The 18796-nt window shown below is 70.1% G+C and carries 19 protein-coding genes; 13 read left to right on the forward strand and 6 right to left on the reverse strand.

Features of this window, described 5'->3' with window-relative positions; translation table 11 throughout:
* Positions 1 to 105: 105 nt before the first annotated feature.
* Complete coding sequence (locus SLINC_RS43210) at positions 106 to 1845, forward strand: pyruvate dehydrogenase (RefSeq protein ID WP_067443870.1); 1740 nt, start codon at positions 106 to 108, stop codon at positions 1843 to 1845.
* A gap of 23 nt (positions 1846 to 1868) precedes the next feature.
* Complete coding sequence (locus SLINC_RS43215) at positions 1869 to 3542, forward strand: NAD-dependent malic enzyme (protein ID WP_067443871.1); 1674 nt, start codon at positions 1869 to 1871, stop codon at positions 3540 to 3542.
* A gap of 319 nt (positions 3543 to 3861) precedes the next feature.
* On the opposite strand, the gene SLINC_RS43220 is transcribed toward SLINC_RS43215, so the two are convergent.
* Positions 3862 to 4152 (reverse strand): acyl-CoA dehydrogenase C-terminal domain-containing protein, encoded by a 291-nt coding sequence (locus SLINC_RS43220; protein ID WP_067443872.1) that lies wholly within the window; start codon positions 4150 to 4152, stop codon positions 3862 to 3864.
* A 434-nt stretch (positions 4153 to 4586) separates the two neighbouring features.
* On the opposite strand from SLINC_RS43220, the gene SLINC_RS43225 reads away from it, so the two are divergent.
* Positions 4587 to 5012, forward strand: a complete 426-nt coding sequence (locus SLINC_RS43225; protein ID WP_159425408.1) for a hypothetical protein — start codon at positions 4587 to 4589, stop codon at positions 5010 to 5012.
* A gap of 61 nt (positions 5013 to 5073) precedes the next feature.
* Here SLINC_RS43225 and SLINC_RS43230 read toward each other — a convergent pair whose 3' ends face one another.
* Complete coding sequence (locus tag SLINC_RS43230; protein ID WP_067443874.1) at positions 5074 to 5784, reverse strand: ArsR/SmtB family transcription factor; 711 nt, start codon at positions 5782 to 5784, stop codon at positions 5074 to 5076.
* Positions 5785 to 5850: 66 nt separating this feature from the next.
* Here SLINC_RS43230 and SLINC_RS43235 point away from each other — a divergent pair, with 66 nt between their 5' ends.
* Positions 5851 to 6480: a flavin reductase family protein gene (locus SLINC_RS43235; protein WP_067443875.1), complete on the forward strand. Its 630-nt coding sequence runs from the start codon at positions 5851 to 5853 to the stop codon at positions 6478 to 6480.
* A 204-nt stretch (positions 6481 to 6684) separates the two neighbouring features.
* Here the strand turns inward: SLINC_RS43235 and SLINC_RS43240 are convergent, their stop codons facing one another.
* Entirely contained in the window at positions 6685 to 7401 is a 717-nt protein-coding gene (locus SLINC_RS43240) for an NADPH-dependent F420 reductase (RefSeq protein WP_067443876.1), read from the reverse strand.
* A 22-nt stretch (positions 7402 to 7423) separates the two neighbouring features.
* Entirely contained in the window at positions 7424 to 8455 is a 1032-nt protein-coding gene (locus tag SLINC_RS43245) for an LLM class flavin-dependent oxidoreductase (RefSeq protein ID WP_067443877.1), read from the reverse strand.
* A 187-nt stretch (positions 8456 to 8642) separates the two neighbouring features.
* Here SLINC_RS43245 and SLINC_RS43250 point away from each other — a divergent pair, with 187 nt between their 5' ends.
* Entirely contained in the window at positions 8643 to 9659 is a 1017-nt protein-coding gene (locus SLINC_RS43250) for a LacI family DNA-binding transcriptional regulator (protein WP_067443878.1), read from the forward strand.
* A gap of 146 nt (positions 9660 to 9805) precedes the next feature.
* Entirely contained in the window at positions 9806 to 10777 is a 972-nt protein-coding gene (locus SLINC_RS43255; RefSeq protein WP_067443879.1) for an aldo/keto reductase, read from the forward strand.
* On the opposite strand, the gene SLINC_RS43260 is transcribed toward SLINC_RS43255, so the two are convergent.
* Complete coding sequence (locus SLINC_RS43260; protein ID WP_067443880.1) at positions 10768 to 12342, reverse strand: glycoside hydrolase family 43 protein; 1575 nt, start codon at positions 12340 to 12342, stop codon at positions 10768 to 10770. The two genes, SLINC_RS43255 and SLINC_RS43260, sit on opposite strands and share 10 nt — an antisense overlap.
* Positions 12343 to 12548: 206 nt before the next feature.
* On the opposite strand from SLINC_RS43260, the gene SLINC_RS43265 reads away from it, so the two are divergent.
* Entirely contained in the window at positions 12549 to 14027 is a 1479-nt protein-coding gene (locus SLINC_RS43265) for a GH1 family beta-glucosidase (protein ID WP_067443881.1), read from the forward strand.
* Positions 14028 to 14054: 27 nt separating this feature from the next.
* Positions 14055 to 14522 (forward strand): MarR family winged helix-turn-helix transcriptional regulator, encoded by a 468-nt coding sequence (locus SLINC_RS43270; RefSeq protein ID WP_067443882.1) that lies wholly within the window; start codon positions 14055 to 14057, stop codon positions 14520 to 14522.
* 78 nt (positions 14523 to 14600) lie between these two features.
* On the opposite strand, the gene SLINC_RS43275 is transcribed toward SLINC_RS43270, so the two are convergent.
* Positions 14601 to 15101, reverse strand: coding sequence for a carboxymuconolactone decarboxylase family protein (locus SLINC_RS43275; protein ID WP_067443883.1), 501 nt, complete (start codon positions 15099 to 15101; stop codon positions 14601 to 14603).
* 117 nt (positions 15102 to 15218) lie between these two features.
* Here SLINC_RS43275 and SLINC_RS43280 point away from each other — a divergent pair, with 117 nt between their 5' ends.
* The 5 genes from SLINC_RS43280 to SLINC_RS43300 all read left to right on the forward strand — a co-directional run bounded on the left by SLINC_RS43280 (position 15219) and on the right by SLINC_RS43300 (position 18727).
* Positions 15219 to 16205, forward strand: coding sequence for a pirin family protein (locus SLINC_RS43280; RefSeq protein ID WP_067443884.1), 987 nt, complete (start codon positions 15219 to 15221; stop codon positions 16203 to 16205).
* Between the two features lie 21 nt (positions 16206 to 16226).
* Positions 16227 to 16565 (forward strand): GNAT family N-acetyltransferase, encoded by a 339-nt coding sequence (locus tag SLINC_RS43285; RefSeq protein WP_067443885.1) that lies wholly within the window; start codon positions 16227 to 16229, stop codon positions 16563 to 16565.
* A 17-nt stretch (positions 16566 to 16582) separates the two neighbouring features.
* Entirely contained in the window at positions 16583 to 17050 is a 468-nt protein-coding gene (locus SLINC_RS43290; protein ID WP_067443886.1) for a MarR family winged helix-turn-helix transcriptional regulator, read from the forward strand.
* A gap of 94 nt (positions 17051 to 17144) precedes the next feature.
* Entirely contained in the window at positions 17145 to 18251 is a 1107-nt protein-coding gene (locus SLINC_RS43295) for an LLM class flavin-dependent oxidoreductase (RefSeq protein ID WP_067443887.1), read from the forward strand.
* 44 nt (positions 18252 to 18295) lie between these two features.
* Entirely contained in the window at positions 18296 to 18727 is a 432-nt protein-coding gene (locus SLINC_RS43300) for a tetratricopeptide repeat protein (protein ID WP_067443888.1), read from the forward strand.
* Positions 18728 to 18796 lie beyond the last annotated feature (69 nt).

The following is an 18796-nucleotide window of genomic DNA, read 5'->3' on the forward strand; positions in this document are numbered from 1 at the left end:
AACACGCGGGGGCGTCGTCGAGGAAACACTTGACGCATCAACTATATTCGGGGGTGGTCAAGAGCCTACGACTTGGGTGTGCAGCCCAGAAGGAGAGATCCGGCGATGCGACATGTGACGGTGGCCCAGCAACTGGTCGACATCCTGCGTCAGGCGGGCGTGGAGCGGATCTACGGAGTGGTGGGCGACAGCCTGAACTCGGTGGTCGACGCGGTACGCCGCACCGACGGCATCGAGTGGGTGCATGTCCACAACGAGGAAGCGGCCGCCTTCGCCGCGGCGGCGGAGGCGCAGCTGACCGGCAGGCTCGCGGTGTGCGCCGGAAGCTGCGGCCCCGGCAACACCCACCTGATCCAGGGACTGTACGACGCGCACCGCTCCGGGGCGCCTGTGCTGGCGCTCGCCTCGCACATCCCGACCCACCAGATCGGCACCGGCTTCTTCCAGGAGACGCACCCGGAGCGGCTGTTCACCGAGTGCAGCGACTACTGCGAGATGATCGGCACCCCGGAGCAGATGCCCCGGGTACTGCGGATCGCCCTGCAACGGGCGCTCGGCAACAGCGCGGTGTCCGTGCTCGTCATCCCGGGCGACGTCGCGCACGCCCCGGCGACCCACCCCACCGGCACCACCGACCTGGTCACCGAACGCGGACGCGTCGTCCCGCCGGACACGCAGGTCCGGGCGCTGGCCGAGAAGCTCAACGCGGCACGCAAGGTGATGCTGTTCGCCGGCGCCGGGGTCAGGGACGCACACGCCGAGGTCATGGCCCTCGCCGAGAAGACCGCCGCCCCGCTCGGGCACTCGCTGCGCGGCAAGGAGTGGATCCAGTTCGACAACCCCTACGACGTCGGCATGAGCGGACTGCTCGGCTACGGAGCCTGCTTCGACGCGATGCACGAGGCCGATCTGGTCGTCCTGCTGGGCACCGACTTCCCGTACAACGACTTCCTCCCACAGGCGCGCACCGTGCAGATCGACCACGACGCGGGACGACTCGGCCGCCGTACGGTGCTGGAACTCGGCGTCCACGGCGACGTACGGGAGACCCTGCGCGCCGTGCTGCCGCTGGTCGAGGCCAAGCCGGACCGTTCCTATCTGGACCGCATGCTGCGCAAGCACGCCAAGTCCCTTGAGACAGTGGTCGGCGCCTACACCCGCAACGTCGAGCGGCACCTGCCGATCCACCCCGAGTACGCGGCCGCGGTCCTCGACGAACTCGCCGCCGACGACACCGTGTTCACCGTCGACACCGGGATGTCCAACGTCTGGGCCGCGCGCTATCTGACGCCCAACGGGCGACGCAGGGTGATCGGTTCGTTCCTGCACGGCACGATGGCCAACGCGCTGCCCCACGCCATCGGCGCGCAGTTCGCCGACCGCGGACGCCAGGTGATTTCGATGTCGGGCGACGGGGGACTCGGCATGCTGATGGGTGAACTGCTCACGGTGAAGCTGCACGAACTGCCGGTGAAGACGATCGTCTTCAACAACTCCTCCCTCGGCATGGTGAAACTGGAGATGCTGGTCGAAGGACTGCCCGAGCACGAGACCGACCACGGTCCCGTGGACTACGCGGCGATCGCCCGCGGCGCGGGCATCGAGGCGATCCGCATCGAACGTCCCGAGGACGTCGTCGGCGGCCTCAAGCGGGCGCTGGCCCACGACGGCCCGTTCCTGGTCGACCTGGTGACCGACCCCAACGCGCTGTCGGTCCCGCCGCACATCTCGGCCGGTCAGGTGAAGGGCTTCGCCTTCGCGGCGGGCCGGACCGTGCTCGACGGAGGCGTCGGCAGGATGCTCGACCTGGCACGCGCCAACCTGCGCAACATCCCCCGTCCCTGACCGTCGTCGACCCGAGGAACGTCATGGCAACGCACAGCTCAGCCCCTGCCCGCGGAGCGGCCCTGCTCGCCGATCCACTGCTCAACAAGGGGACCGCCTTCGATCCCCGGGAGCGTGCCGAACTCGGCCTGGACGGGCTGCTGCCACCCGCCACGGAGACGCTCGACGAGCAGGCGGACCGTGCGTACGAGGCGTTCCTCGGGTACGACAAGCCGCTCAACCGGCACATCTACCTGAGGCAGCTCCAGGACACCAACGAGGTGCTCTTCTACGGCCTGCTCACCCGGCACCTGGAAGAAATGCTGCCGGTCGTCTACACCCCGACGGTCGGCGAGGCGTGCCGGCGCTTCAGCGAGATCTACCGCAGGCCGCGCGGGCTGTTCCTGACGTACGAGAACCGGCACCGCTTCCGCGAGATCCTGCGCAACCGGCCGGGCGGCGAGGTCGATGTCATCGTCGTCACCGACGGCCAGCGCATCCTGGGCCTGGGGGACCAGGGCGTCGGCGGCATGGGCATCCCGATCGGCAAGCTCAGCCTCTACACCGCCATCGGCGGCATCCACCCGGCGCGGACCCTGCCGATCCTGCTCGACGTCGGCACCGACAACGAGGACCTGCTGGGCGGCGAGCACTACCTCGGCCGCAGGCAGCACCGCGTCACCGGCGCCGAGTACGACGAGATGATCGAGGCGTTCGTCTCCGCCGTGGAGGCCGAACTCCCCGGCACCCTGCTCCAGTGGGAGGACTTCGCCACCGCCCACGCCCGTCCCATCCTCAGCCGCTACCAGGACCGGCTGCTGACCTTCAACGACGACATCCAGGGCACCGCGGCCGTGGCCCTCGGCGCGCTGAGCACCGCCACGCAGATCGCCGGGGCGCACCTGACCGACCACCGCATCGTGGTCCTGGGCGCCGGATCCGCGGCGATCGGGGTCGCCGACATGATCCGCACCGCCCTCCTGGAGGAAGGCCTCTCCGAGCAGGAGGCGGCCGACCGTTTCTGGTTCGTCGACATCGACGGCCTGCTGGTGCGCTCCCGCGACGACCTCACACCCGAGCAGCGGGTCTACGCCCGCGACGACGCGGAGGTACGGCAGTGGGGCGCGGGCACGCCCGACCTGGCCCGGGTCGTCGGCGAGGCGAAGCCGACGGTGCTGATCGGACTGTCCACCGCGCACGGCGCCTTCACCGAGGAGATCGTGCGGGGCATGGCCGACACCGTCGACCGGCCGGTGATCCTGCCCCTGTCCAACCCGACCTCGCACTCCGAGGCCGACCCCGCCGACCTCGCCCGCTGGACCGACGGCCGGGCGCTGATCGCCACCGGTTCGCCCTTCCCGCCGCTGAAGCTGGGTGGGCGCGAGGTCCCGGTCGCCCAGGCCAACAACGTCTACGTCTTCCCCGCCGTCGGACTGGCCGTCACCGCCTGCCGGGCCACCCGCGTGACCGACCGCATGATGGTCGCGGCGGCCCGGGCCGTCGGCGACTACGCGGTGCGGGCCGGCCGCGACGACGTGACCCCGCTGCTGCCACCCCTGGCCGACATGCGGGACGCCGCCCGCGAGATCGCGCTGGCCGTGGCGAGGACCGCCGTCGAGGACGGCGTCGCCCCCGAGGCCACGGAGGCCGACCTGCGCACCGCGATCTCCACGGCGCAGTGGACACCGCGGTACGCGTCGGCGGCGGCCCCCGGGTGAAGTGTCCGGGGACGCTGGGCGTCGGTGCCTGGGTGGGTTGACCGCCGGCTGAAGCGGCGCCTGGCGGCCGTACAGCGTGGCGAGGGTGATGGGGAGTGCCCGGAGTACGGGCCCGCAATCGTTCAGCGAACCGTCACAGGAGAGGATCGCGTTCATGATCGCGCGCAGGTCATGCTCGGGCGGCCGACCGAAGTCCAAGGCCCGGCCGCGACGCTCGAAGCGCCACGCGGACAGGACCGGCTCAATCAACTCACAGCGGGCATCGATCCTCGCCCAGCTCAACGGCTTGCTGCGGGAGTTGGCGCGGCTTCCTGGCTGATCAGCCGGTTTCTCCTGCGCTCGCCGACTGCGCGTACGCCGCGACGCGGCTGAGGTGGTGAGCGCCGTAGGCGTTGGCTTCGGATATCCGGCGGTGGCTCTGGTCGGAGGTGTCGTCGTGGGTGTCGAGGACGGCCTGGAGCGTTCGGACGTGGATCCAGCCTCCGAGGACCAAGCCCCACATCTTGAGACAGGGGACGCCGCCGGCATAGGCGTCACGTCGGCGGCCCTCGGCTGCGTGGTCCAGCAGAAGGGCGGTGACGTCTCGAATCGAGGCGAGGCACCGCGTCATTCGCTCGGACGTCGCGACGGCTCACGATCTGGTGCTCCACCCGCGCCTTGCGGTAGGTGGCGTCGAGGTGGACGCACGGGAAGCGGACGTGGTCCAGGAGCCGGGCACGGAGCGCGATCAGCTGGCCGTTCGGCCGGTTGTGCGCCGGCTGAGGGTCTCGCGGCCTCCACGTCCCTGGCCCCGGGGCTCGCCCGACCTTCCCCTGCACATCGGCCGGCTCAGCTACCAGGCTGCCAGAACCCTGACATCTGTCAGGGGGGCGCCGTCCCTGGTGCGGTCTACGCTTCGACGCGCCGACTCGGGGAGCTCTTGGTCGCTGCCGCATCTGGAGCAGGAGATGTGAGCACTCCGGTCGGCGCATCGGTTGTGACTACAGAGGAAATCAATTGAGGTTGAGAACATTCAGAACACGGGCGGCTGCCATGGTCGTGGCGATGGTCGCGGCAGTCCTTGTTCCGCTGGCGGCGCAGGCACCAGCACAGGCGGCACCGAACGTCGCGGCCGGAACGGCCGGATGGACACCGCAGATCTCCCCGCTGTTCGCGGACGAGTGGGTAAAGCGGGATGTGCCGGGTGACAAGCGGGAGTCGGAGCTGATCTGGTGCTCCAGGCTGTCCGGAATCGCCTGCGTGGCGATTGGTCAGGGCGACGGCAAGCACAGCATCTTCCACCTGTATAAGTGCGATACGCGGTCGCTTGCGAACTTCATCGACGCGCTCTCTGTTCGCAACAACCAGACTGGCGGAGCCGAGGTCCGCTTCTGGGGTCCCAACTACACGTTCCGCGCCCTCGCGGACGGCAACATCTACAACTTCCCGGACTACGCGACGTACGACTTCAGTCACCTCGACATCTGCTGAGGGCACATCGACCCGGGCACGCTGATCATGGTGCCCGGGCCCGTCAAGGATCAGAACAAGCTCAGCGAGCCGTGAGTGCCTCGTCAGTCAGGCCCAGGTGCCGTTGGAAGGCGTCGCGCCCCGGGTCCGTCAGCCGCACGACGCGGGAGCCTTCGGCCGGCACGAGCCAGGACTCCTGAACCGCATGGTGGAATACGGCCGCGGCGACCGCGCCCGCCAGATGCAGGCGCCGCTCCGTCCAGTCCAGGCACGTGCGTACGTGTGGTGCCGTTTCCTGGGTGATGCCCGTGTCCGTGAGCCATGCGGCGCCCGAGGGAGTAAGGGCCGGGCCGAACTCCCAGTCCAGAAATCCCTGTTCGGTCATCGCATCGGTGATCGCCACGGACAAGGAGCCGCCAAGATGGTCGTAGCAGATGCGGGCGAAGGCCACGGCACGGTGTCGGCGGGCAGCAACGAGCGAGCGGACCGGGACGAGCCGCTGCGGTGCCCGGGCGGCAAGAGCTTCGATCATCTCGGCGACGGCGGGGTCCGCCAGGCGCACATAGCGGTGCCGACCCTTGCGCTCCTCGGCCAGCAGGCCGCCGGTCACCAGCCGGTTCAGGTGGCTGGTCGCTGTGGACGGTGCGATCCCCGCGAGCTGTGCCAGTTCCGTCGCCGTCCATGCGCGGCCGTCGAGCAGCGCGAGGCAGAAAGCGGCGCGGCTGCGGTCGGCCAGCAACGCCCCCAGGGCGGCGAGGTCCGGTTCCTTCGCGTACATATCGGGGCTGCTCACAGCACCATTGTCGTCAGCCGATGCTTCGACGCACATCGAAACGTCCCGCCCCTAGCGTCTTGAGGCATGACGACTGACACCCACCGAGTGGTCCGGCCGAGCATCCTCTACTTCGGCACGCCCGTGGTCCTGCTGACCACCGAGAACGATGACGGCACGTTCAACCTTGCCCCGATCTCCTCCGCCTGGGCGCTGGGACAGCACATCGTCCTGGGCCTGGGCAGTGAGAGCCAGACCGCGCGCAACCTCGCGGCGCGCTCCGAGCTGGTGATCAACGTTGCCTCGCCGGAGCTGTGGGAGCAGGTGGAGCGCCTGGCACCGCTCACCGGGGCCGACCCGGTGCCCGAGAGCAAGCGAGCGGTGTACCGGTACGAGTCCGACAAGTTCGCCGCGTCCGGGCTCACCCCGGCCGATTCCCACATCGTGAAGCCGCCGCGGGTCGCCGAGTGCGCGCTGCAGTTGGAGGCACGGGCCCGCGCACTGACGCCGGGCGGAGCGGGGCTCTTCTTCAGCGTCGAGTGCGACGTACTGCGCGTCCACGCCGACGAACGCATCGTCGTGCCGGGCACGCACCACATCGACCCCGCTCTCTGGAGCCCGCTCATCTACAACTTCCGCCACTACCACGGTCTGGCACCGGAGATCGGGTACGGCTTCCGCTCAGAAACGGTGAACACGACGACCCGTGCTGCATGACGGCCCCTCGGCGTCCAACCGAACGGCAAGCGGAGCCGCGACGCGGAAAGAGGTCGGACAGCTTCGAGCGATGCCCCGAACATGATCGTCCGGACGAGTAATCGCCGGACATGAAGGCGACCTTCGGCTGATCCTGTGCTCCGGCCAAGGACACACCTGACCAGCACGAAGGCCGTGGGGAAGGTGCACCGTGACCACGGCTGCTCAGGCCACGCGCTCCGTCGACGCCGAAGCCGCGTTCCGCGCGCCGATCACGGCCCGACCGCGCTCCGACATGGGGAACCGCAGGAGCATCGCGCGCAGTTCCCCGGCGCCGACGTCGGCGCCGAAGGGCTCGCTGCCCGGTTCGAGTCGTACGCCCTCGGCCAGGGGACCCGCCATGACGGGGTCGAAGCCGAGGGCGTCGACGAGGCGGGCGACGGCGGAGAGGTCGTGGGGATCGTCACCGGCGATGGCGATCGCCTTGCGTCCCGGTGTTCCCGCGGGCCGGGCCCCGTCCTCCAGGTCGTGGTAGCCCATGTGGTTGAACGCCTTGACCACCCGGGCCCCGGACAGGTGGCGCTGCACGGTCTCGCTGGAGGAGGTCAGGGGGTCGGTGAGGTCCTCGCGGATGCCGTCGACCTCCCACCAGTAATTCATGGCGTCAATGACGAGCTTGCCCTCCAGCGCCGGAGCCGGGATGCTCCGGTACTTGCCCAGGGGGAGGGCCAGGACGACGACGTCCGCCTGCGCCGCCGCCTCGGCCGCGGTGACCGGCTCCGCGCCGGGGGTGAGGACCTCGACGGTCAGGGCGATTTTCGCGGGGTCGCCCGAGCCGGCGATGAGCACCCGCCGACCGGCTGCCACCGCCAGGCGTGCCAGCACGGTGCCGACCTTGCCCGCACCCAGGATGCCGACGGTGTGTACGGCCGTGGTGTCCATGTCGACTTCTCCGTTCGGGGGGTCAGTTCGCGAGGAGGTCGCGGACCATCGGGATGACCTTGGTGCCGTACAGCTCGACGGCACGCAGACGCGCGCTGACCGGCTGCGTCCCGGCGGTGTAGATGAGGTCGAACCGGCCGACGCCGAGCGCCTTGACGGCGGCGGCCGTCTTGCGGGCGACCGTCTGGGGCGAGCCGACGTAGAGGGAGCCGTGCGCGATCTCGGCCTCGTACTCCTCCTTGCGGACCGGCGGCCAGCCGCGCAGGGCGCCGATACGGTCCCGGATGACCTTGTAGTGCGGCCAGTGCAGTTCCCGGGCCTCTTCGTCGGTGTCGGCGATGAAGCCCGGCGAGTGCATGCCGACCGGGTGGGCGGTCGTACCGAACTTGTCGGTCGCGCGCCGGTAGAGGTCGATGTAGGGCGCGAAGCGTTCCGGGGAGCCGCCGATGATGGCGATCATGAGCGGGAAGCCGTAGTGCGCGGTCCGGATGACCGACTGGGGCGAACCGCCGACACCGACCCAGGTGCTCAGGTGCCCGGACTCGGTCCTGGGGAAGATGTCGGCGTTCTCCAGCGGGGCCCGCTTGGTGCCGTTCCAGGTGACGGGCTTCTCCTGGAGCAGCTTGGCGAAGAGCTCGATCTTCTCCTCGAACAGCACGTCGTAGTCGGCGAGGTCGTATCCGAAGAGGGGGAACGACTCGGTGAACGAGCCGCGCCCGAGGATGACCTCGGCCCGGCCGTTCGAGAGCGCGTCCACGGTGGAGAACCTCTGGAACACGCGGACCGGATCGTCGGAACTCAGCACGGTCACGCCGGAGGACAGGCGGATCCGCTCGGTGCGCGTCGCGATACCGGCCAGCACCGTCTCCGGGGTCGAGATCGCGAACTCCGGGCGGTGGTGCTCCCCGAGGGCGATGACGTCGACACCGGTCTCCTCCGCGAGCACGGCCTCGTCGACGACCTGCCGGATGGCCCGGGCGTCGGACACCGGTCGGCCGGAGTCGTCCTGCGGCACATCGCCGAACGTGTCCAGACCGAAGACAAGATCAGACATGGGGCGGGCTCCTTCGCGGACCGTTGGTTGATGTGTCAAGTATCGCCTGGCATGCTTGACGTGTCAACTAAAAGGGGAGGGTGCAGTGACGGGTGGCTTCGCCGCGGCCGGGCGGGCGCCGACGCCTGTGGCAGTATCGGCGGTGGACGCAGGGCCGCGTGCTGGTGTTGAGGGCAGAGGGCGTGACATGAACCGGCCGCCGGGAATGATGGACGTGGCACGGGAAGCCGGCGTCTCGCACATCACCGTGTCCCGGGTCATCAACGGTCATCCGTCGGTCCGCCCGGAGACCCGGACCCGCGTCGAGGCCGCCATCCGGAAACTGGGCTACCGCCGCAACAGCGTGGCCAGGGCGCTCAAGAGCCGCCGTTCGTCGACGATCGGCGTGGTGATCGCCGGATCGGAACTGTTCGAGCTGCCGCGCATCCTCCTCGGGGTGGAGACCGCCGCCAAGCAGGCCGGTTACTGGGTGAGCCTGGCGAGCTGGCAGGGGGAGCCCAGCACCGGTGACCTGAGGGAGACACTTCAGCGCCTCACCGATCAGTCGGTGGAGGCGATCGCGGTCGTCGCCGACCGGCCCGTCGTCGTGGAGGCGCTGTCCGGGCTCGTCCTCGGGGTGCCGGTCGCGGTGGTGATGTCCGGCAGCGTGCCCAACCCCGATCTGAGCTTCGTCGAGGTCGATCAGGAACTCGGCGCCCGTCTGGCGGTGCGCCACCTTCTCGACCTCGGACACCGGAACATCGTCCATCTGACGGGCGCCCTGAACACCTTCGACGCCCGCACCCGCGTCGACGGCTGGCGGGCCGAACTCGACGCCGCCGGGGCCGAGGGCGCCATGCTGGAGGGCGACTTCCGCGCGGAGAGCGGCTTCCGCCTCGCCCACCGGCTCTGCGACGACGACACTCCACTGCCGACCGCGGTCTTCGCCGGGAACGACCAGATGGCCATGGGAGTCCTCGCGGCCTTCGCGGAGCGAGGCGTGCGGGTACCCGACGACGTGTCACTCGTCGGGTTCGACGACATCACCGGCGCCGGATACCTGGTGCCCGCCCTGACCACGGTCTGCCAGGACTTCGCCCACCTCGGCACCAGCGCCATCGAACTGCTGGTGCGCATGCTCGGCGGGGAGCGGGCCGAACGGCAGAAGATCACGCCGGAACTCGTCGTACGGCGCAGCACGGCCGCGCCCCGCGCCGGTTCCTGACGGGCGTCGAAAGTTTCGCTGTCCTTCTGCGCTGTCGCCCGGGTGTCGCCCTCTGTAGCGTCGTGCGGGCACGACCCGCCGATCGGCGGGCGGCACCGGAAAACGGCCCTCATCAGCAGGGCGTCACGCGGGAGTACGAACAGCACATGCGTTATCGCGAACTCGGCCGCACCGGCCTGACCGTGTCCGAGATCGGCTACGGAGCCTGGGGACTGGGCCAGGGGGCCTGGGTCGGCGCCGACGACGACTCCGGCGTACGCGCCCTGCACCGGGCCGTCGACCTGGGCGTCACCTTCATCGACACCGCCAGGGCCTACGACCGCAGCGAGAGCATCGTGGGCCGCGCGCTCAAGCAGCTCCCGGGCGGTGGGGACGGTGTCCACGTGGCGACGAAGGTCGGGCCGAAGGTCCCGGTCTCCCTGTCGCCCAGCGGACTCGACCCCATGGAGGCGTTCCCGGGCTCGCACCTGCGCGAGAGCCTGGAGACCAGCCTGCGCGAACTCGGCCGCGACCACGTCGACCTCCTCCAGCTGCACACCTGGGAGGACGAGTGGACCGGCCGCGGCGACTGGCTGGAGACGGTGGACGCCCTCAAGCAGGAGGGCAAGATCAGGTTCTTCGGGATCTCGGTCAAGGACCACCAGCCCGAGAACGTGCTCACGGTCCTGCGCACCGGAGTCCTGGACGCCGTCCAGGTCATCTACAACATCTTCGAACAGGCCCCGGCCGATGCCCTGTTGCCGGCCTGCGAGGAGTACGGCGTCGGCGTGATCGGCCGGGTCACCCTCGACGAAGGCGCCCTCACCGGCTCGGTCCGCACGGGCGTCACCTTCCCCGAGGGCGACTGGCGCAACTGGTACTTCAGGGACGACCGGCCCGCCCAGGTCGAGGAGCACGTGGACGCGATCCTTGCCGACCTGGGGATCGGCGTCGAGGAACTCCCGTCCACCGCCCTGCGCTTCGCCCTCGCCGGGCAGGCGGTCTCCACCATCATCGTCGGCATGCGCTCACTGACGAACGTGGAACGCAACGCGGCGGTCGCCGACGCACCGCCTCTCACCCCGCGGCACCTCGCGCTGCTGGCCGAGCACCGCTGGGCGAAGAACTTCTACGGCTGATCGGCTTCCCGGTGACCGGCCTGCCGGGGCGAGTACTCGAACCACCGCACCTGTGCCTCGCCCGCGTCGGCCTCGCCGTTGCCGGTGCCGTACAGGCCGATGTAGACGCCGACGAACCCGCCCGCTCGTTCCGTGCTGAAGAAGGACCGCTCGATGCTGCCCAGGACCGACCAGGTGCCGTCCTCGACGCGGAAGGCGTAGCCGGATTCGTCGCTGTCGACCGCGAGGACGACCTCGCTGCCCGTCACGGCGAGCGCCGCCAGGCGGGTCGCGACGCCGTTCTCGAGGGCGGTGAGGACGACGTGCGGGGTTCCGGAGGCGTCGGCGGTGAGCGCCAGCGTGGCGTGTCGGTCGTGCTCCTTGAAGACGGCCAGTCCCGCTTCCTGCGTCGGCGCGCCGGCGGCGAAGCGGACACGGCAGGCGGCGCTCAGGCGCAGATGCTGCTGCCGGCGGGCGACGAAGGCGGGGGTGGCCTTGGAGGTGAGGGGCTCGGGGGAGAGGCGGACGGTGAGTCCGCCCTCCCCGGGACGGGGCGAGACGAGGTCGTCGACCGGACCTCGCAGACTGTTCCACTCCGGGCCGAGCGCGGCGCTGTCGAAGTGGTCGCGCACCGGGCTGTCCCGGTGCGGAGGCGTGGCCGCTCCCGCGGGCAGTCGTTCCGTCAGCCTCACCCGCCCGGTGTCCGGCGCGAAGACGGGGCCCCTGGGCGTCCATTCGACGGGGACCAGGAACACCTCGCGGCCGAGGGTGTGCGTGCCCTCGACCGGCCGTACCCCGAGGGCAACGGCCCAGGTCTCCCCGGCGGGAGTGTCGACGAGGTCGACGTGACCGACGTTGTGGATCAGTTCCGCCGCCCCGCGGTGGCGGTGGGTGAGCAGCGGGCTCCTGGGGTCCGTCGTGTAGGGGCCGGTGACGGCGTCGGCGCGGGCCGCGGTCACCGCGTGATGATGCTCGGTGCCGCCCTCCGCGCCGATCAGGTGGTACACGCCGTCGCGCTTGTACACATGCGGCGCCTCCACCCAGGCACCGCGCAGCGCGCCGTGCCACAGGATGTGGGTCGGACCCGTCAACGCCAGGGATTCCAGGTCGAGTTCCCGCATCCACAGCTCCCCGGGGCCGGTCACCTCCGGGCGGGCCGCGTCCCGGCAGGCGGTGAACCAGCAGCGGCCGTCGTCGTCGAAGAACAGCGACGGGTCGATGCCCTCGGCCTCCAGGGTGACCGGGTCGGACCAGGGACCGGCGGGGTCGGAGGCGGTGTACAGGAACGTGGTGCTGCCCTGACGGCCGCGCGCCAGGGTCACGACCACGTAGAAGGTGCCCTCGTGGTGGCGGATCGTGGCGGCCCACAGGCCGTCCGAGACGCCCAGCCCGGTCAGCGACACCTGGGAGGGCCGGTGCACCACGTGCCCGAGCGGCCTCCAGTCCACCAGGTCGCGGCTGTGGAAGAGCGGCAGCCCGGGATAGTACGTGAACGACGACGTGACCAGGTAGAAGTCCTCCCCGACCCGGCAGATCGACGGGTCCGGATGACTGCCGGGGAGAACGGGGTTGGCGAAGGTCGGCACAGGGCGCACTCCGAAGCGGGCGAGGGCGGGAACGGGATTCGCCGGGGTGATGGTCCTGACGGATTGTTAACGTTAACATCACCTTGTTTCCCGGCAAGAGGACCGGCAGATCGCCGGAACGCACCGCACGTCGAAGGGCCGGACCCGCCGGCCGAGAGCCTGAAGAGGCAGGCCGTTCGTACCGACGCCCGTCAGAAAGGTCACGCATGTCGACAGCCCGGCAGGAACCCGCCCAGCCCCTGTCCTTCCCCGCCCACTTCCTCCTCGGTTCCGCGACCGCCGCGTACCAGATCGAGGGCGCCGCCACCGCTGACGGGCGCGGTCCTTCCATCTGGGACACCTTCTCCCACACCCCCGGCAAGACGTGGAACGGCGACACCGGTGACATCGCCGCCGACCACTACCACCGCCTGGAGGACGACCTCGATCTCATGGCGTCCCTGGGTCTGCGGGCCTACCGGTTCTCCCTGTCCTGGCCGCGCGTCCAGCCCACCGGCCGAGGCCCGGCCAACCCCAAGGGCCTGGACTTCTACAGCCGTCTGGTCGACGGTCTGCTCGCTCGCGGCATCGTCCCCGTCGCGACCCTCTACCACTGGGACCTGCCCCAGGCGCTGGAGGACGAGGGCGGCTGGACCAACCGCGCCACCGCCCACGCCTTCGCCGACTACGCCCGCATCGTCGGCGAAGCCCTCGGCGACCGCGTCGCGATCTGGACCACGCTGAACGAACCCTGGTGCTCCGCCTACCTCGGCTACGGCTCCGGAGCGCACGCCCCCGGCCACACCGACGGCGCCGCCGCTCTGGCCGCCGTGCACCACCTCAACCTCGCCCACGGCCTCGCGGTCCAACAACTCCGGGCGGTCACCACCAACGACCCCCAGTACTCCATCACCCTCAACTTCCACGTCCTGCGCGGCGAGGGCCCCGGCGCCGAGGAAGCCGTACGCCGCATCGACGCGCTGGCCAACCGCGCCTTCACCGAACCCCTGCTGCGCGGCCACTACCCGCAGGACCTCATCGAGGACACCGCGGACGTCACGGACTGGGCGTTCGTCCAGGACGGCGACCTGGCGCAGATCCACCAGCCCCTGGACCTGCTCGGCGTCAACTACTACGCCACCACCACGGTCCGGCTGTGGGACGGCGCCACTGCGCGGCAGAACAACGACGGGCACAAGGACATGGGCGGATCGCCCTGGCCCGGCTCACCACAGGTCGAGTTCGTCGCACAGGACGGCCCGCACACCGCCATGGGCTGGAACATCGACCCCGACGGGCTCGAAGAACTCCTCCTGGACCTGCACACCCGGTTCCCGGACCAGCCCCTGGTCATCACCGAGAACGGAGCGGCCTTCGACGACCACCTCTCCGTCCGCCCCGACGGCTCCTACGCCGTCCACGACCCCGAACGCGTCGACTACCTCCACCGCCACATCACCGCCGCCCACCGCGCACTGACCGCCGGTGTCGATCTGCGCGGGTACTTCGTGTGGTCCCTGATGGACAACTTCGAATGGGGCTACGGCTACTCCAAGCGCTTCGGCATCGTCCACATCGACTACGAGACCCAGCGGCGCACGCTCAAGGACAGCGGTGCGTGGTTTCGGCAGCTGGCGGTCACCGGCGCTGTCCCCCCACTGACGTCCGGGCGCGACGCAGTCCCCTCCGCCATGACCGTTCGATGAACTGTCAACCACCGTTAGACTCTCTCCATGGGAGAGACAGTGCGGTGGCTGACGCCGGAGGAGCAGCGCGCTTGGCGAGGCTTCATCCGTCTGCATGAACGGCTCGGCGGCCGTCTGGCGCGCCTGCTCCAGTCGGAATCGAAGGTGTCGGGCGCGGACTTCGCGGTGCTGGTGCACCTGACCGACGCGCCCGACGGAAGGCAGCGGTACCAGGACCTGGCCCGGGCGCTGGAGTGGGAGAAGAGCAGGATGTCCCACCACATCGCCCGGATGGCCGGGCGGGGCATGGTGGTGCGGGAGGAGTGCGCCGAGGACGCGCGCGGCGCGTTCGTGGTGATCACGGACGCCGGGCGGGCGGCCATCGAGGCCGCCGCCCCACGCCATGTCGAGGCGGTGCGCGAGCTGTTCATGGATCACGTCACCCCGGCGGAGCTGCGGGTGCTGGCCGACATCTCCGAGCGCGTCATCAAGAAGCTGGACGAAGACCAGCCCTGAGCGGGGCGACCGGCCCGACGATGGAGCGGTGACCCCCGGTTCGGGTGGACCGCCCCGCCCGCGCTCTCCTCGGACTCGTCAGTCGACCGGCTCCGCCTGGCGGGGCGCCGGCACCGGATGCCTACTCATGATCGATACGCGGTTGAACGCGCCGATGGTGATCGCCACCCAGGTCACGGCCGAGATCTGGTCGTCGGTGAGCACTCGGCGGGCGGTCGCGTAGGCGGACGTCTGCGCGGCGGTGTCCGTCGGATCGTTGGCCGCCTCGGCGAGCCCGAGCGCCGCGCGCTCCGCGGCGGTGAACACGTCGGTGTCCCGCCAGGCCGCCAGGACTCCCAGTCGCTGCGGTGACTCGCCCGCGCGCAGGGCCTTCCTGGTGTGCAGGTCGAGGCAGTAGGCGCAGCCGTTCACCTGCGACACGCGGAGGTTGATCAGCTCCACCGTGGTGCGGTCGAGCCCCGCCTCGGCGGCCGTCGTGCGAACCGCCTCCGAGGTCTGCACCAGGGCGTGGAAGGCCTTGGGGCTCTGTTTGTCGATGAAGATCCTCCGCGGTGCGGTTCCCTGGGCCTGCTCACTCACGTAGTGCCTCCTTCGGGGCTGCCATGGACAGGATGCCGGATGCGTGCCGTAGCCATCGGCCCCTTCTCATGGCATCATAGTTGATGTGACAACTATGGTGTGGGGAAGGGAGCCCCGGTGAGCAACGCGGAAGCCGAACCCGCGGCGCTGACATGCGGGGCCGCCGTGGACGACGGCCGGTCGGCCGAAAAGCCCCGTGTCGACGTGCTGACGGCACGGGAGGTACCGCTGGGAGGCCCGCGCGCCCTGACGGTGCGCCGGACGCTGCCGCAGCGCTCTCGGACGCTGATCGGAGCCTGGTGCTTCGCCGATCACTACGGCCCGGTCGACGCCACCGGGACGGGCATGAACGTGCCCCCGCATCCGCACACCGGCCTGCAGACGGTGAGCTGGCTGTTCAGTGGGGAGGTCGAGCACCGTGACACGCTCGGCACCCACGCCCTGATCCGGCCGGGCGAGATGAACCTCATGACCGGCGGACACGGCATCGCCCACTCGGAGGTCTCCACCCCGGCCACGACCGTCATCCACGGCGTCCAACTGTGGGTGGCGCTCCCCGAGCGGCACCGGAACACCGCCCGCGACTTCCAGCACCACGTGCCCGACTCGGTGCGGGTCGACGGAGCCGAGATCAAGGTCTTCCTCGGCACGCTCGCCGGAAGTGCCTCCCCGGTGCGGACCTTCACCCCCCTGCTCGGCGCCGAGATCGTCCTCGACCCCCGCGCATCGGTCACCCTCACCGTCGACTCCGCCTTCGAGCACGGCCTCCTCGTGGACAGCGGGGACGTCCGCCTGGCCGGCACCGTGCTGCGTCCCGCCGAACTCGGCTACCTGCCCTGCGGCACCGACACCCTGACGGTCGTGAACGAGTCGGACGCCCCCGCGCGCACACTCCTGCTCGGCGGCCCTCCGTTCGAGGAGGAGATCGTCATGTGGTGGAACTTCATCGGCCGCAGCCACGAGGACATCGTCCGGGCCCGGAAGGACTGGGAGGCGGGCACCGACCGCTTCGGCACGGTGGAGGGCTATCCCGGACACCGCTTGCCCGCCCCGGCCCTGCCGAACGCCGTCATCACGCCGCGCGGCAACCCTCCGCGCCGCTGACCTTCGTACGAGAGGCACCTGATGAGCCAGCCCTCCGTCCTCCGGATCGTCCGGCGAGTGGACGACGAGCACCGGTACGAGATCCTGGTCGACGGTCGGCGCGCCGGGCTGACGGCCTACCGGGACCGCGGTGACCAACGGGTCTTCTTCCACACGGAGGTCGACGAGGCCTTCGCCGGCCAGGGTCTGGCCGTGGAACTGGTCCAGTGGGCACTCGATGACGTGCGCGAGGCCGGGAAGCGGATCGTGCCGGTCTGCCCCTACGTGGCCAAGTTCCTCAAGCGGCACGACGAGTTCGCCGACCTCACCGACCCCGTGACACCGGACGTCCTGCACTGGCTGGAGGGGGAGTTGCGCTGAACGGAGGAGGATCGCGGATGACCGGAACACCGCACTGGCTCGACCCGTTGGAGCGGAACACCTGGCGCTGCTTCATGAACATGCAGGAGAGGCTCAGCGGACGCCTGTCCCGCGACCTCCAGTCGGAGTCGAGGGTGTCCGCCGCCGACTACACCGTGCTCGTCCATCTCGCGGACACGCCAGAGGGCCGCATGCGCTCCGCCGATCTGGCCAAGAAGGTGGAATGGGAGCAGAGTCGGATGTCACACCAGGTCACCCGCATGGCGAAGCGGGGGTTGGTCACCCGGGAAGGCTGCTTCAAGGGCGGCCGCGGCGCGTTCGTGGTCATCACCCCGGCGGGACGCGGGGCGATCGCAGAGGCCGCTCCCCGCCACGTGGAGAGTGTCCGTCGCCTGTTCATCGATCTGCTCACCTCCGACGAGCTCCAGGCACTCGCGGGCATCTCGCGCCGCGTGCTCGATCAACTGGAGAAGAGCCCCCGCTAGAGGAGGGCCCGTCCCGGAGCGGAATAGGGACGGGTGGAGCCATGTTGCGAGGATATGGTTGATGCATCAACGGAATGGATGGGAGTGGAAGGCGATGCAGTTCGGCATCTTCACCGTCGGTGACGTGGCCACCGACCCCCACACCGGTCGTACGCCGACCGAGCGTGAGCGCATCAAGGCCATGGTCGCCATCGCGCTCAAGGCCGAGGAGGTCGGGCTCGATGTGTTCGCCACCGGTGAGCACCACAACCCGCCGTTCGTGCCGTCGTCGCCGACGACCATGCTCGGCTATGTGGCCGCGCGGACGGAGAAGCTGATCCTCTCCACCTCCACCACGCTGATCACCACCAACGACCCGGTGAAGATCGCCGAGGACTTCGCGATGCTCCAGCACCTGGCCGACGGCCGGGTGGACCTGATGATGGGCCGCGGCAACACCGGCCCGGTCTACCCCTGGTTCGGGCAGGACATCCGGCAGGGCATCAACCTCGCCGTCGAGAACTACGCCCTGCTGCGGCGGCTGTGGCGCGAGGACGTCGTGGACTGGGAGGGGAAGTTCCGGACACCGCTCCAGGGGTTCACCTCCACGCCCCGGCCGCTGGACGGCGTACCGCCGTTCGTCTGGCACGGCTCCATCCGCTCGCCGGAGATCGCCGAGCAGGCCGCGTACTACGGCGACGGCTTCTTCCACAACAACATCTTCTGGCCGGCCGACCACACCAAGCGGATGGTCGACCTGTACCGGCAGCGGTACGCGCACTACGGCCACGGCACCCCCGAGCAGGCCGTCGTCGGCCTCGGCGGGCACGTGTTCATGCGCCGCAACTCCCAGGACGCGATCCGCGAGTTCCGCCCGTACTTCGACCACTCGCCGGTGATGGGCGGCGGGATCTCCATGGAGGAGTACATGGAGCAGACCCCGCTGACCGTCGGCTCCCCGCAGCAGGTCATCGAGAAGACGCTGGCCTTCCGCGAGTACGCCGGCGACTACCAGCGCCAGCTGTTCGCGGTGGACGGCGGTGGAGTGCCGCTGAAAACCGCGCTGGAACAGCTCGACATGCTCGGCGAGGAGGTCGTACCGGTGCTGCGCAAGGAGTTCGCGGCGGGCCGGCCGGCCGGGGTGCCCGACGCCCCCACCCACGCCTCCCTGCTCGCCGCCCGTGAGGCGGAGCGCGCACGGACCACCGAACCGGTGGCATGACATCACAAGGCCCGACCGGCGGCACGACAGCACAAGGAGGAAAGATGAGCGACAACTTCGCCGCGTATCCCGCGACGGACGGGGTGGCGCCCGACCGCTGGGCCAGCGCCCTGCACCTGTTCGACAACGGTGCCGGCGTGCCGCACGAGGAGACCACCGCCGAGCGCTGGGAGCGGGCCCTCCTGCTGTTCGACGCGCGGGACTACAGCGGTGCCGCGAAGCTGCTCGTCCCCGTGGTCGAGGAAGTCCCGGAGCAGACCGGCCCTCGGCTGCTGCTGGCCCGCGCCTACTACCACTCCGCACAACTACGGCGTGCGGAGGAGCAGTTGCGTGAGATCGTCGAGCGCGACCCGGTGGAGCACTATGCCCACCTGATGCTGGGCCGCACCCTGCAACGCCAGGGGCGCAAGGACGAGGCGGAGCCCTGGCTGCGGATGGCCGGCGCGTTCGCGGGCGCGCTGCCTGACGACGACTGAGCGGCGACGCGGGCAGTGCACGTGAGGAGGCGGGCATCGGTTGACCGATGCCCGCCTCCCCACATGCGG

The sequence above is a fragment of the Streptomyces lincolnensis genome (assembly GCF_001685355.1).
In the GTDB taxonomy this organism is placed as follows: Bacteria; Actinomycetota; Actinomycetes; order Streptomycetales; family Streptomycetaceae; genus Streptomyces; species Streptomyces lincolnensis.

Excerpts from the sequence above, each read along its gene's own strand:
- SLINC_RS43210 (WP_067443870.1), top strand. The coding sequence starts at position 106 with ATGCGACATGTGACGGTGGCCCAGCAACTGGTCGACATCCTGCGTCAG.
- SLINC_RS43215 (WP_067443871.1), top strand. The coding sequence starts at position 1,869 with ATGGCAACGCACAGCTCAGCCCCTGCCCGCGGAGCGGCCCTGCTCGCC.
- SLINC_RS43220 (WP_067443872.1), bottom strand. The coding sequence starts at position 4,152 with ATGACGCGGTGCCTCGCCTCGATTCGAGACGTCACCGCCCTTCTGCTG.
- SLINC_RS43225 (WP_159425408.1), top strand. The coding sequence starts at position 4,587 with ATGGTCGCGGCAGTCCTTGTTCCGCTGGCGGCGCAGGCACCAGCACAG.
- SLINC_RS43235 (WP_067443875.1), top strand. The coding sequence starts at position 5,851 with ATGACGACTGACACCCACCGAGTGGTCCGGCCGAGCATCCTCTACTTC.
- SLINC_RS43240 (WP_067443876.1), bottom strand. The coding sequence starts at position 7,401 with ATGGACACCACGGCCGTACACACCGTCGGCATCCTGGGTGCGGGCAAG.
- SLINC_RS43245 (WP_067443877.1), bottom strand. The coding sequence starts at position 8,455 with ATGTCTGATCTTGTCTTCGGTCTGGACACGTTCGGCGATGTGCCGCAG.
- SLINC_RS43250 (WP_067443878.1), top strand. The coding sequence starts at position 8,643 with ATGAACCGGCCGCCGGGAATGATGGACGTGGCACGGGAAGCCGGCGTC.
- SLINC_RS43255 (WP_067443879.1), top strand. The coding sequence starts at position 9,806 with ATGCGTTATCGCGAACTCGGCCGCACCGGCCTGACCGTGTCCGAGATC.
- SLINC_RS43265 (WP_067443881.1), top strand. The coding sequence starts at position 12,549 with ATGTCGACAGCCCGGCAGGAACCCGCCCAGCCCCTGTCCTTCCCCGCC.
- SLINC_RS43270 (WP_067443882.1), top strand. The coding sequence starts at position 14,055 with ATGGGAGAGACAGTGCGGTGGCTGACGCCGGAGGAGCAGCGCGCTTGG.
- SLINC_RS43285 (WP_067443885.1), top strand. The coding sequence starts at position 16,227 with ATGAGCCAGCCCTCCGTCCTCCGGATCGTCCGGCGAGTGGACGACGAG.
- SLINC_RS43290 (WP_067443886.1), top strand. The coding sequence starts at position 16,583 with ATGACCGGAACACCGCACTGGCTCGACCCGTTGGAGCGGAACACCTGG.
- SLINC_RS43295 (WP_067443887.1), top strand. The coding sequence starts at position 17,145 with ATGCAGTTCGGCATCTTCACCGTCGGTGACGTGGCCACCGACCCCCAC.
- SLINC_RS43300 (WP_067443888.1), top strand. The coding sequence starts at position 18,296 with ATGAGCGACAACTTCGCCGCGTATCCCGCGACGGACGGGGTGGCGCCC.